At 64.9% G+C, this 12,508-nt stretch carries 9 protein-coding genes; 2 read left to right on the top strand and 7 right to left on the bottom strand.

Going from position 1 to position 12,508, the window contains the following annotated elements; genetic code table 11:
• Nucleotides 1-105: 105 nt before the first annotated feature.
• The 5 genes from C2L80_RS11455 to C2L80_RS11435 form a co-directional block, all read right to left on the bottom strand.
• Complete coding sequence (locus tag C2L80_RS11455; RefSeq protein ID WP_103263235.1) at nt 106-3,885, bottom strand: phosphoribosylformylglycinamidine synthase; 3,780 nt, start codon at nt 3,883-3,885, stop codon at nt 106-108.
• Nucleotides 3,886-3,910: 25 nt separating this feature from the next.
• The gene (locus C2L80_RS11450) at nt 3,911-4,630 is read right to left on the bottom strand and encodes a hypothetical protein (protein WP_224759203.1); all 720 of its coding nucleotides are present in this window, start codon (nt 4,628-4,630) and stop codon (nt 3,911-3,913) included.
• A 245-nt stretch (nt 4,631-4,875) separates the two neighbouring features.
• Complete coding sequence (locus C2L80_RS11445; RefSeq protein ID WP_087197896.1) at nt 4,876-5,754, bottom strand: phosphoribosylaminoimidazolesuccinocarboxamide synthase; 879 nt, start codon at nt 5,752-5,754, stop codon at nt 4,876-4,878.
• A gap of 90 nt (nt 5,755-5,844) precedes the next feature.
• The gene (locus C2L80_RS11440; protein ID WP_087197894.1) at nt 5,845-7,539 is read right to left on the bottom strand and encodes a sensor histidine kinase; all 1,695 of its coding nucleotides are present in this window, start codon (nt 7,537-7,539) and stop codon (nt 5,845-5,847) included.
• Between the two features lie 6 nt (nt 7,540-7,545).
• Nucleotides 7,546-8,256, bottom strand: coding sequence for a response regulator transcription factor (locus C2L80_RS11435; RefSeq protein ID WP_087197893.1), 711 nt, complete (start codon nt 8,254-8,256; stop codon nt 7,546-7,548).
• A 151-nt stretch (nt 8,257-8,407) separates the two neighbouring features.
• Between C2L80_RS11435 and C2L80_RS11430 the strand changes: the two genes are divergently transcribed.
• Complete coding sequence (locus C2L80_RS11430) at nt 8,408-10,060, top strand: Tat pathway signal protein (RefSeq protein ID WP_239938954.1); 1,653 nt, start codon at nt 8,408-8,410, stop codon at nt 10,058-10,060.
• Nucleotides 10,061-10,516: 456 nt separating this feature from the next.
• On the opposite strand, the gene C2L80_RS11425 is transcribed toward C2L80_RS11430, so the two are convergent.
• Together C2L80_RS11425 and C2L80_RS11420 are read right to left on the bottom strand one after the other, a co-directional pair.
• The gene (locus C2L80_RS11425; RefSeq protein ID WP_157941078.1) at nt 10,517-10,912 is read right to left on the bottom strand and encodes a YARHG domain-containing protein; all 396 of its coding nucleotides are present in this window, start codon (nt 10,910-10,912) and stop codon (nt 10,517-10,519) included.
• Nucleotides 10,913-10,970: 58 nt separating this feature from the next.
• Nucleotides 10,971-11,918: a restriction endonuclease gene (locus C2L80_RS11420; RefSeq protein ID WP_157941077.1), complete on the bottom strand. Its 948-nt coding sequence runs from the start codon at nt 11,916-11,918 to the stop codon at nt 10,971-10,973.
• Between the two features lie 295 nt (nt 11,919-12,213).
• Between C2L80_RS11420 and C2L80_RS13935 the strand changes: the two genes are divergently transcribed.
• Entirely contained in the window at nt 12,214-12,357 is a 144-nt protein-coding gene (locus C2L80_RS13935; RefSeq protein ID WP_157941076.1) for a hypothetical protein, read from the top strand.
• Nucleotides 12,358-12,508 lie beyond the last annotated feature (151 nt).

Genomic DNA, 12,508 nt, shown 5'->3' with positions numbered 1-12,508 from the left:
GGGGGGTGAAGGGAGGGAGAAAAGGCAAAACGCGAAGGACGCGTTCCCAAGCGCGAAAGCAAAAGCGGGCGGCAGCGAGCCTCTTCCTCGCTGCCGCCCGATCGCCTACTCCGAGAAATACCCTACGCCGGCCTCGAAAATCGGCTGGAACCGGTCGCCCGGCACGTTTTTGTACAGGCCGTCGCCGCGACGCTCCGAATGCCCCATCTTGCCGAACACGCGACCATCGGGGCTCGTGATGCCCTCGATGGCCAGCACCGAGCCGTTGGGGTTCGCGGAAAGGTCCATCGACGGCACGCCGTGCTCGTCCACGTACTGCGTGGCGATCTGTCCGTTCGCGCGCAGATCCTCCAAAAGCTCGGGCGAGGCCACGAAGCGGCCCTCGCCGTGGCTGATGGGCACCGTGTGGATGTCGCCCACCTCGCAGCGGGAGAGCCACGGCGACAGGTTCGACGCCACGCGCGTGCGCACAAGGCGGCTCTGATGACGACCGATGTCGTTGAACGTGAGCGTGGGGCAGCTCTCGTCCATGGGACGGATGTCGCCGAACGGCACGAGGCCCAGCTTCACGAGCGCCTGGAAGCCGTTGCAGATACCGAGCATGAGGCCGTCGCGATTCTGCAGCAGATCGCGCACCGCCTCGGTGACGGCAGGAGCGCGGAAGAACGCCGTGATGAACTTCGCCGAGCCGTCCGGCTCGTCGCCGCCGGAGAAGCCTCCGGGCAGCATGACGATCTGGCTGCCCCCGATGAGGCGCGCCAGCTCGGCAGTGCTCTCGGCCACCTTGTCGGGCGTGAGGTTGTTGATAACAAGCGTCTCCACCACAGCACCCGCCTGCTCGAACGCGCGAGCGCTGTCGTATTCGCAGTTGGTGCCCGGAAACACCGGGATGACCACGCGCGGGCGCGCAAGGGGGCCACCGCTGCGCACAAGCGGAGCCGCGTTCGTGAAGGACACCGTTTCGACCGTCGCAGGTCCACCAACGTCAGCGAGGGAAGCCGCAGAGTCGGCTGGTTCCGCCGATCGTAGATCGGTGGAACTTCTATACGGGAACACGTCCTCAAGCGCGCCTTCCCACGCCTCCTGCAACGCGGCCATGTCCAGTGCTTCGCCGCACGCCGAGAACACGTAGGCTTCCGTCGTCGCGCCCAGCTCGTCGACGCGCAGGTGCTCGGTGGCCGGCGGCAGCGCGGCATCGTCGGCCAGCTCCACGAGGAAGCTGCCGTACGCGGGCGCGAACAGCTCGTCAGCCGTCACGCCGTCGGCCAGCGCCCCGCCGATGGCGTTGCCCACGCACATCTTGAACAGCGCTTCAGCCGCGCCGCCGTATCCCGGCGTGGACACCGCGAGGGCCGCCCCTTCGCCGATAAGACGCTCCACCGCCGAGAGGGCTTCCAGAAGCCCCGCCGCCTCGGGACGAACGCCCGCATAGGAAGCGGGGACGATGCGCACGATGCGATGCCCCGCGCCTTTGAACTCGGGCGACGTCACGCGATCGACCGGCCCCACCGCCGTCGCGAACGACACGAGCGTAGGCGGCACGTCCAAGTCCTCGAACGACCCGCTCATGGAGTCCTTGCCACCGATGGCCCCGACGCCCAGATCGACCTGCGCCATGAGCGCGCCGAGCACCGCCGCCACGGGCTTGCCCCAACGCTCGGGCACGTCGCGCAGCTTCTCGAAGTACTCTTGGAACGTCAAGTACATGTCCGCACGCACGAACCCCGAGGCGACGAGCTTCGCCACGCTCTCGACCACGGCAACGTACGACCCTGCGAACGGATCGGCCTGTGTCAGATACGGGTTGAAGCCCCATGCCATGCCGCTTGCCGTGGTGGTCTCGCCGAGCACCGGCAGCTTGGCCGCCATGGCAAGCGCCGGGGTGAGCTGGCGCGACCCGCCGAACGGCATGAGCACCGTGCCCGCGCCGATGGTCGAGTCGAAACGCTCCGACAACCCCTTGTTCGAGCACACGTTGAGGTCGGAGACAAGCGCCTCCATGCGCTCTGCCAGCGAACCGCCCTCCCACGTGCGCTCATACGCGCTCCCCGGCAGCACCCGCACGTCTTGCTGCTTCGGCGCGCCGTTGGACGCCAAGAACGCGCGGCTCACGTCCACGATGGTCTGCCCGCGCCACGTCATGTGCACGCGCGCCTCTTCGGTGACCTCGGCGATGGGCGTGGCCTCGAGGTTCTCCTCGCGAGCCAGCGCCAAGAACGCCTCCACGTCCTCGGCGGCCAGCGCCACGGCCATGCGCTCCTGGCTTTCGGAGATGGCAAGCTCGGTGCCGTCCAAGCCGTCGTACTTCTTGGGCACGCGATCGAGGTCGATGAGCAGGCCGTCGGCCAGCTCTCCCACGGCCACCGACACGCCGCCCGCGCCGAAGTCATTGCAGCGCTTGATGAGGCGGCACGCCTCGCCGCGGCGGAACAGGCGCTGAATCTTGCGCTCGACCGGTGCATTTCCCTTCTGCACCTCCGCGCCGCAGCTTTCAAGCGAACCCGCGGTGTGCGCCTTCGACGAGCCCGTGGCCCCGCCGATGCCGTCGCGGCCCGTGCGCCCGCCCAGAAGCACGATCACGTCACCCGGAGCCGGCGTCTCGCGCCGCACGTGGTCGGCCGGCGTGGCGCCCACCACCGCGCCGATCTCCATGCGCTTGGCCGCGTAGCCGGGGTGGTACAACTCGTTCACCTGGCCCGTTGCCAAACCGATCTGGTTGCCGTACGACGAGTAGCCCGCAGCCGCCGTCGTCACCAGCTTGCGCTGCGGCAGCTTGCCCGCAAGCGTCTCGCCCACCGGCACCGTGGGGTCGGCCGCGCCCGTCACGCGCATGGCCTGGTACACGTAGCTGCGCCCGCTCAACGGGTCGCGGATGGCGCCGCCCACGCAGGTGGCCGCGCCGCCGAACGGCTCGATCTCGGTGGGATGGTTGTGCGTCTCGTTCTTGAACAGGTACAGCCAATCCTGCTCTTCCCCGTCCACGTCCACCTTGCACTTCACCGTGCAGGCGTTGATCTCCTCGGACTCGTCCAGGCCGGTCAAGATGCCGCGGGCTTTCAGCCAGCGCGCGCCGATGGTGCCCATGTCCATGAGGCACACCGGTTTCTCCTCGCGCCCTAGTTCGCGACGCAGGTCCAGATAGCGCTCGTACGCGGCGCGCACGGCGTCGTCGTCGATGCGCACATCGGCAAGCCGCGTGCCGAACGTGGTGTGGCGGCAATGGTCGGACCAGTAGGTGTCGATCATCTTGATCTCGGTGATGGTGGGATTGCGCCCCTCCTCGGCGAAATAGCGCTGGCAGAACGCGAGGTCGGCCCCGTCCATCGCCAGCCCGCGCTCGGACAGAAACGCCGCCAGCCCCGCCTCGTCCAGATCGAGGAAGCCTTCAAGCACCTCCACGTCGGCGGGCACGGGCTGCTCCATCCGCAGCGTCGTTCGCGGCTCAAGCGATGCCTCGCGGGCCTCGATAGGGTTGATGACGTAGCGCTTGATGGCGGCCACGTCCTCGTCGGAAAGCGCGCCCTCCAGCACGTACACGGTGGCGCTGCGCACCTCGGGACGCGCGCCCTGGCTGATCAGCTGAATGCATTCGCTCGCGCTGTCGGCGCGCTGATCGAACTGGCCGGGAAGGTACTCCACCGCGAACACGACCCCGCCGCGCGCGTCGGGCATCTCCAACGTGGCCACGTCGGACTGCGGCTCGCTGAACACCGTGGGCACGCAACGCGCGAACAGCTCTTCCGAGATGCCCTCCACGTCGTAGCGGTTCAGCAGACGCAATCCCGCAAGCCGCTCGACGCCCACGATGTCGCGCAGCTCGTGCGCCAGCGCCTGGGCCGCGCCGTCGAAACCGGGCTTCTTCTCCACGTAGACACGAGAAACCATGACCCCGCCCTTCTCCTCCGCTTGGCTACTTGCTGGAATCCTTCGCACCGGCCTTGTCAGCCGCACGGGCATCGCCAGACGCGGAGGCCGCATCGGCCTTGCCGGCATCGCCCTTCGCACCTTCGGACGCCCCCTTTTCGGCCTTCGACAACCTGAAGCCGCTACCGAACAAGCCGCGTTTCTTCGGCGCATCGGACTCGGCGCTGGCCCCGGCTCCCTCGGCGCCTTCCTCGGCCTTCGCGGCGGCTTCCTTCTTGGCGGCGCGCTCGGCGGCCTTCTGCTGCTTCTCGGCCGCGCGCATCTCCTTCGTCTTCTTGCTCATCATCTCATCCTGATAGGCGCGACGCACCTTGCGGATCTTCGAGAAGTCCACGTAGAGCGCGCCGATGATGCACGCGTACGCCAAACCGAGCGAGACGTACGTGCCCGCCTCAGGAAGGAACGAGCGCCCCACCCACGACAGCGCCGTCAGCACGATGGCACCGATGAGCAAGCCCCACCACACCTTGCGCAGACGCTTGTACTCGGCAGTGGGGGGATTGTAGTACTGCCGGTCGATCTCGGCTTGCTTCGCGCGCTGGACGCGCTTCTCGGCCTTCTTCTGCTGCTTGGTCTTCACCGTGGGTTGCATGCGCACCGACGAGGCGGCCTTCGTCTTGGGCTTCGCCGACGCAGCGCTCTTGCGCGTCTGCCCGCGATGCTCGTCGGTTTGATAGCGGTCGTTCATAGGGTTGCGCTGGGACATGGTGCTCCCTCAAAAAACTCGTAGGTCCAATACTCAAACTCTCGCAAGCCGAAGGCGACCCGCAAGCCAAAGGCAAACCCGCAGGTTAAACGAACCCCGCAGGTCCACCCAAGTCAGCGAGAGGCGTTGAGGTGCCCGAGGTCGGCGTGAAAGCTTTGCGAAGCGTGCTGTGCACGTGAGCAAAGCTTGGAGCGCCGAGATCGGGTGCCTCAACGCCTCGCAGCGTCGAGGTGTTCCGGCTGCCGTCAGGCAGCCGGAACAAAAGCCCTGCCGGTGATCAGCTCGTAAGCCTGGATGTACTTCTGGCTCGTGCGCTCGATGATGTCCTGCGGCAAGCGCGGCGGGGTGCCCTGCTTGTCCCAGTTGGCAGTGAGCCAGTCGCGCACGAACTGCTTGTCGAAGCTGGGCTGGTCTTTGCCCGCCTCGTACTCGTCACCCGGCCAGAAGCGCGACGAGTCGGGCGTCAGCACCTCGTCGGCCAGGACGATCCTGCCATCGATGCGACCGAACTCGAACTTCGTGTCGGCGATGATCACGCCGCGCTCAGCCGCGTGGTCGCGCGCCTTCGTGTACACCGCAAGCGCCAGGTCGCGCAGCTGCGCCGCATCGTCCTCGCCCACCACTTCGGCCAAACGGTCGAAGCTGATGTTCTCGTCATGATCGCCGATCTCGGCCTTCGTGGACGGCGTGAAGATAGGCTCGGGCAGCTTCGAGGAGTTCACCAGGCCCGCAGGCAACTCGATGCCGCACACGGTGCCCTGCTTCTCGTACTCCTTGAGGCCGCTGCCGGCCAGATAACCGCGCACGATGCACTCAGCCGGGAACATGTCGGCCTTCTTCACCAGCATGAAGCGACCGCGCAGATAGTCGGCGTAGGGCTTGAACTGCTCGGGCAGATCGGCCACGTCGGCAGAGATCAGGTGGTTCTCCACCACCCCGTCCAAAAGCTCGAACCAGAAGCACGACAGCTGCGTGAGCACCGCGCCCTTGTGCGGGATCTCGTCCTCCAAGATATAGTCGAACGCCGAGATGCGGTCCGTCGCCACGAGCAGCAGCGCATCCCCTAAATCGTACAGATCGCGCACTTTGCCTTGCGCATCGGGCTTGATGTCGATTCCGCTCATGCTGGTCCTTTCGTCGCTCTCTCTCGACGTCGCGCGCCTTGGCGCGGCGGTCGGCGCGCCGCCTTCCCCGCCGACGCGTCCCATTATCGTCTATTTTTGGTCTTTGCGCGACTTTCCGCGCGATTTCTGCTGCTTTTGCTGCCGTTGCTGCTTCTGGCCCCTCTGCTGCTCCTCTTCCCAATACAGCGGAATATGGATGGTGAAGGTGGCGCCCTCGCCCTTGCGGCCCTCCACCTGCACCCAGCCGTTGTGGCGATCGACGATCTCCTTCACCACCGACAGGCCGATGCCCAAGCCGCCGCTTTCGCGCGTGCGGCCTGCGTCGGCGCGCCAAAAACGCGAGAACACCATCTTCGCCTCCTCGGGCGAAAGGCCGATGCCCGTGTCCTGCACCGCAATGGACGCCATGATGTCGCCGGCCTTCACACGTACGGAGATGTGACCGCCCTCGGGCGTGTAGCGCACGGCGTTCGAGATGAGATTGGCTGTGGCCTGACGGATCATGTCCGCATCGCCAAATACGCGCACGCCGCGCTCCCGCTCGTAAGACAGCGTAAGACCCGAATCGGCCACGAACGCCTCGTGCGTGGCCACGATGCCCTCGATAAGCTCGCCCACGTCCACGACCTCGGCCTTAAGGGGAGTGGAGCGGTTCTCGAGGCGCGAGAGCTTCAAGATGGCGTCCACGAGGCGGCTCAAGCGCTGCACTTCGGAGTTCACCGTCTCCAAGCGCTCCTCGTCGGCCTCGAACACGCCGTCCACCATGGCCTCCACCGTGGATTGGATGGCCATGAGCGGAGTGCGCAGCTCGTGCGCCACATCGGTGGTGAGGCGACGTTCCAGCTCGCGGTCGCGCTCGATGGAGTCGGCCATTTCGTCGAACGTCTCGCCAAGGTGCGCGATCTCGTCCTCGCCGTGCAGCTCGGTGCGCGCGGACAGGTCGCCCTCTTTGATGGCCTTCGCCGTCTTGGTCATGCGGTTGATGGGGCTCACCAAAGCCCGGGCGAACAGAAAGCCGATGCACGAGGCCAGCACGATGGCCAGCACGGTGGCGAAGGCCATGGCCTGGTACGAGTTATCAAGAAACGCCTCGTCGGTTTGCGTGGTCAGCGTCTCGGAGCCGTACACCCACACGCGCACCGACCCCACGGCCACGCCGTCCACCTTGACCGCGGCCGAGGCGAACCGATTGCTGTCGGCGGCCGGAGGCGTGAGCGTGCGCGACCCGGACCCTACGCCATCCCCGCCGTCCATGCCGTTGTCGATGCTAATCTCGGACGACGACCACACCACCGTGCCCGCCGGGTCGCCGGTGCGGTTGTCGACGATGTCCACGGCCACGCCCTCGCTCAATCCGGCGGCGTACTGGCCGATGCGGAACACCTCTTCGCTGCGCAGCGTGCCGGTGCCGGGTTTCTCCTCCGTGCCAGCGTACACGGCCGCGATGCGCTGGGCCGTCGATTCGGCCAACGATTCCATGTTCGATTCGGTGTAGGTTTGGAAATGCTGCTCCCACACGAACGAGAGCACGCCGATGGCCACGAGGGCCGTCATGATGGCCACGAACGCGAACGCAGCGGTCACGCGCGTTGTGTACGTAAAATTATCCCAGCTGAAACGCTTGCGAGGACGCTTCCTGCGCCCCTCGCCCTCGGAAGCGCGCGCAGCGGAGCCAGCCGCGCCGTCCTCGGCCTCCACCCTAATGCGCTCGACCGCCCCCGAGGCGCCCGTCGCATCGGACGGGCGCTCGAAAGCGGTCGTATGCTGTTCGCCCTGTTGCCCCACGTCGGATTACTGCGTGGCTTTGGTGGGATCCTCGAAGCGGTACCCCACGCCGTGCACCGTGTGCAGCCACTTCGGGTTGCGCGGGTTGTCGCCGATCTTCGCGCGCAGGTTCTTCACGTGGCTGTCGATGGTGCGCTCGTAGCCCTCGAAGTCGTAGCCAAGCACCTTCTCCACCAGCTCCATGCGCGAGTACACGCGACCCGGATAGCGCGAGAGCGTGGTGAGCAGCTTGAACTCGCTAGCCGTAAGATCGATCTCTTCGCCGTTGACGAGCACCTTGTGGCCCGACACGTCGATGGTGAGCTCGCCGAACTCCAACACCTCGCGCTGCGGCTCGCTGTCGGCATTCACGCGGCGCAGAAGCGCGCGGGAGCGGGCCACCAGCTCGCGAGGGCTGAAGGGCTTCACCAGGTAGTCGTCGGCGCCCAGCTCCAGGCCAATGATGCGATCCTCCACCTCGCCCTTCGCGGTGAGCATGATGATGGGCACGTCGGAGTTGTCGCGGATGGCGCGGCACACGCGCTCGCCCGGCACACGGGGAAGCATGAGGTCGAGAACGACCAGATCGAAATGGTGCTTCGAGAACTCCTCGAGCGCCTCCTGGCCGTCGCCGACCGCCGTCACCCAGTAGTTCTCGCGTTCGAGATACGCCGTCACGGCATCGCGGATGGCTTTTTCGTCCTCAACCAAGAGAATACGTCGCGTTTCGTTGCTCATGGATCACTCCTCAAGCTTGTCGTCGTCTCGGCAGCGGAACCGACCTCGCTGCGCGGACCAGCCCCAAAACCCGCTGATCGTGTTTGCAGTTATTGTAGCAATTCCCCTGGACGCAGCTGGAACCTGTGCGGGAAATGACACAATAAACACCATGGTAACCCGCAGATCGACACATGCCAGCCACGCGCGTCCAAGCGGCTCGTCCAAACGCCGTGCGAACAGGCGCAACGCCGCAAGCGCGAAGGGCGCGCTCTACGCGGGCGGCGAGGGCGCGAACGGCCGCGGCGGTCACGTGGGAAACGTGGCCGGACTGGGCGGCCCCGCAGATGCGGGCAGCGCGCGGCGCGGCACGCCCAGCGTGGGCAACGTTGCGGGCCTCGGCTCCGCAAGCGGCGTTGGCGGGCCGCATCGGCGCGCTTCCGGCGCAGGTCGCTTCCGCTCCGCGACGAGCCCGACCCCCCGAGCCGCCTCCGTGCGCCCCTCGGCGCGCACGTCCTCACGCGGCCCCGCGCATGGCTCCCCGCCCTCAGGCGGTGTGCGCGTTCCCACGCCGAGCGGCGGCGAGGTGCTGCTCACCCGGCGCCACTTCTTGTACGGAGCGCTCGGCATCGGCGCGTTGGCGGCAGCGGGCGCCGGGGGAACCGTGATCGCGCAGCAGATGGGAAGCGCATCGGACGACGACGTCGCCGTGCTCGAAGTGCCCAAGAGCGCCGTGACCGCCGTGATCGCCTCCGACGCCTTCGCGGAAGTGGACTTCGCAGAGCGCATGCAGCTGGCCAGCACCTGCGAGCTGCCCTACGGCTCGCTCGTCTGGGCGAATGACGACGAGATCGCCGCATGCCTGTTGCCGGGAGAGACCGGCAAGCCGCTCACGCAGGTGGCGCTGCTGTCGCTCTCGTCGGGCAGCTACGCCACCGTGCTCGAGCGGGCCGTGGGATCGGACGAGGGCTTCGAGGTGTACGACGTGCGCGCCACCTCGTCGGGCCTTGTCTGGACCGAGGCCGACATCCTCGACGGCGTGTGGCGCATCTACACCGCCCGATCAGACGGATCGAGCCTCGGCACGCCCACCCTCGTCGACGAGGGCAACGCCGATTGGGAAACCCCCGCCATCGCCGCGGTGGGCAACCGCGCGTTCTGGCAGGTTCTGCCGAAGGCCGACGGAGCGAAGCGCACCGAGGACTCGCTGCTTAAGCGCGCCACCATGGGGGCGACGGACGTCGAGGTGGCGTGGACGTCGCACGGGCGCATGGCATCGGCTCCCTACGGTCTGGAAGATTCGCTCGTCATCACGCCGCGCGCCGACACCGGATCCGTCCACTACCAGCTCACCCACCTCGACGCGGCCTCGGGCGAAGCGCTCGACACCCTCGTGCTGCCCTCGTCCATGAAGCCGCTCGAAGCCGGTTACGGCGCGACGGGCTTCACGTTCGCGTTCGACGGCGCGTACCAGTACGGCGACGGCATCGCCGACCTCGGCACGTACCTGCCCGCCGCCACCGTGACCGATGGCGGCTACAGCGCAGCGCCCTGGGTGCGCTTCGACCGCTCGCCTTCGGCGGCGCCGGCGTGGTGCGGGTCGTTCTTCATGGTGAAGTCCACGTCAGCCGTGTGCGGCGTCGATCTGGATGCCCGCGAATGGTTCGCGTTCGACGTGGAAAGCGGCGCGGACACCTACGGGGAGTACCTTGCCTCCACCGGCATCCGCGACACTGTGGTGACCTTCTCCAACATCGACGACAAGCCCGTGAATGCCGACCCTCGGAAGTGCTGTCTCGTCCGCGTCTGGACACCGACGGCGTAAGCGCGAGCGCATGCGGGCTGCAAGCGGTCGCGAGCGCGAGGTCCACACGCGCTTGCGACCACTCGCGTACCGTTGCAAGCGCGTCAGGGGCTTCCTGCCGTCTGCCAAAGCGCTGTCTGCCGCGCGAGTCTCCACTTCCTCGGGCGGTCCCCATTTCCGACAGAGCTCCGACGACGCACTTTCGCCAAAGTCAACCAAAGGTAAGTCGAGTCACGCACCGGTTCATTTCGCTATTCCAAATCGCTCTTCAGCGCCATATTTCTGGCATGAGCCACCCGTACACGATCGAAAGCGCTGCCCACACGTATACGGACGGATACAAGATGGCGCTCGCCAGTGCGGACAACCACATTCCGACGAGCAAAAGGCATCACATCAAACCCGTTTCATGACGCGCAAACGCAACGAAACGGGCGTGCGATAGAGCGCTCTTCCATAGACGTGCGAAGGTGGACTTCACAGATACTTGTCATTGCGTTCTTTCCTGATCTCCAACATCAAATTGACGTTGGCCTGCTCAAACTCGTTGAGTTGCGAAGGCATCGCATCGAACTCTTCGGGAGTATACAACTGGCGATACCAACTGCACGACGAGAAGTGCTCGGCAAGATCTTCCCGAACGAACCCTCGCCCATGTCGCGCATATATCTCGTTATGTGCGACATAGAGGTCCCATTCGGAAAGGTTCTCGAGTTCTTCTCGGGTGTAATATCTCATATCGCTATCCGGAAGAACGTACTCTGAATTTTCGGCAAATCCAGATTCGACGTCTCCAGAAGAGTCGGTCAGCGAGCCCGTCCACGATGTGCTCGTCCACAAATACGCCAAGCTGGCACCCACCAGACCGATCATGCAAAGCAGTATGCCAAGAACAATGAAATATGGTAGCAGAACTCGAACTCTCACGAAATCACCCCAGATCAATAGCAGGTGGAGGATAGTCGGGCGGATAGCGTGCCACCAGATCCTCCCTCGTGAGCTTCCATTCGTCAAGCGCGATCGGCAACTTGGCCCCATCCGGCGCAACGTTCTTTTCCATCATCCTGAGAAGCGCATGCCCGTCCACGAGCTCCATGCTCCCATTGAGGTCGCACGCATATTTCTGAGCTTCGGGAGTGAACTCGCTCGTCGTCACGAAGATAAGCCGTTTCGCATGGAGAACCGCATTGGCTCCGTAAAGTTTTTGAAGAAGCGGACGACCAACCTTGTGCGACAGACTAAAGCACTTGCACTCCACCAACGCCACCAACTCCGAACCCTCGTACAGCAGCACGTCGCACCCGCCATCATTTGTCGCAGGAGTCACTTCGGCGCGGTAACCCTGAGCGCGAAAAAGATGAGCGCAAAACTTCTCGAATTCCGTATAGCTCTTGCTCTCCCCATACCGCTCAACAAGAGAGTCAAGCGTATTTGCTTCAGCTATCATCCGCTTCATGCGTAACGCTTGCTGATACTTAGTCGCTTCCTCGGAACTCTGAGCGATAGTCACGTCCCTCCTCCGCAACGCATTCACCAGCCATACAATATGGACAGGTTGCGTGCTGGAAATGCGAAATCCACCCACTTCAAGCACGCTTTTACCATAGCAGATCGCGTTATTCGCTCTGCGCCTGTCGCAACTACCGTCTTTATTGGGAAACCGCCATTGGGGGTAGACGAGGAAAAAATGCCCTGTCCCGTCGTCAAACCGGCGAGCAATGGACACCGTATCATTTAGCTTGATGTGATACGTTTCGCGAAACAGCTGCCGCAAATAGACAAGATATGTCTGCCTCGCTACAACAAAGAACGCGACCACCAGCGAAGCGAGAATGACAAGAAGGAAAGCCGACAGACCGAGGACATTCCCCTCAACCACGGAAATCGCCTCCTCACCATCCCTCGATACTCCGCAACACGCCAAGTATACACGACGAAAGAAATCGGCGGGAAACAAACAGTGGATCAAGCCCCTTTCACCCCCTTCCCCGCCTCTGAAGCCACCCCTCCCCCGGCTCCAAAACCTCATCATCCCGCCTTGCGTGCAGCCTACACATTCGCGCTTGCAAAAACCCCTGCCCGCAACGATCCGCCCGCAGTCAAAAGGAGCGAATCCACCGCCACTTTATGGCAAAGCTCACCGAAGCGGGGAGGGGATACTAACAAGAGAGCTCTTGCCCATAGCGCTGGACGGGCTGCCTAACACCGACCTCGCGCAAGGGCTTTCCATGGATGTCTATCCCGTGGGAGACTGCGCGAACCCCTTCAACATCGGCGAGGCCATCTGCACCGCCAACGCCGCCGCACGGACCATCTGAGAAAGCCCCTTCCCGAAGCGCGGCCTCGGCAGACCTGTCGGGGCCGCGCCGGCACGAGGGGCCTACGCCGTCGGCAGGAAGACCCCCTCCCATTCGAGCGCAGCCCCGTTGCCAGATCGGCGGCCCATCGCTGCGCACACCCGACGACCCC

The sequence above is a fragment of the Rubneribacter badeniensis genome, assembly GCF_002899695.1.
GTDB lineage: Bacteria > Actinomycetota > Coriobacteriia > Coriobacteriales > Eggerthellaceae > Rubneribacter > Rubneribacter badeniensis.
The sequence above is the reverse complement of the archived record's forward strand: the minus strand, read 5'-3'. Positions and strand labels throughout refer to the sequence as shown.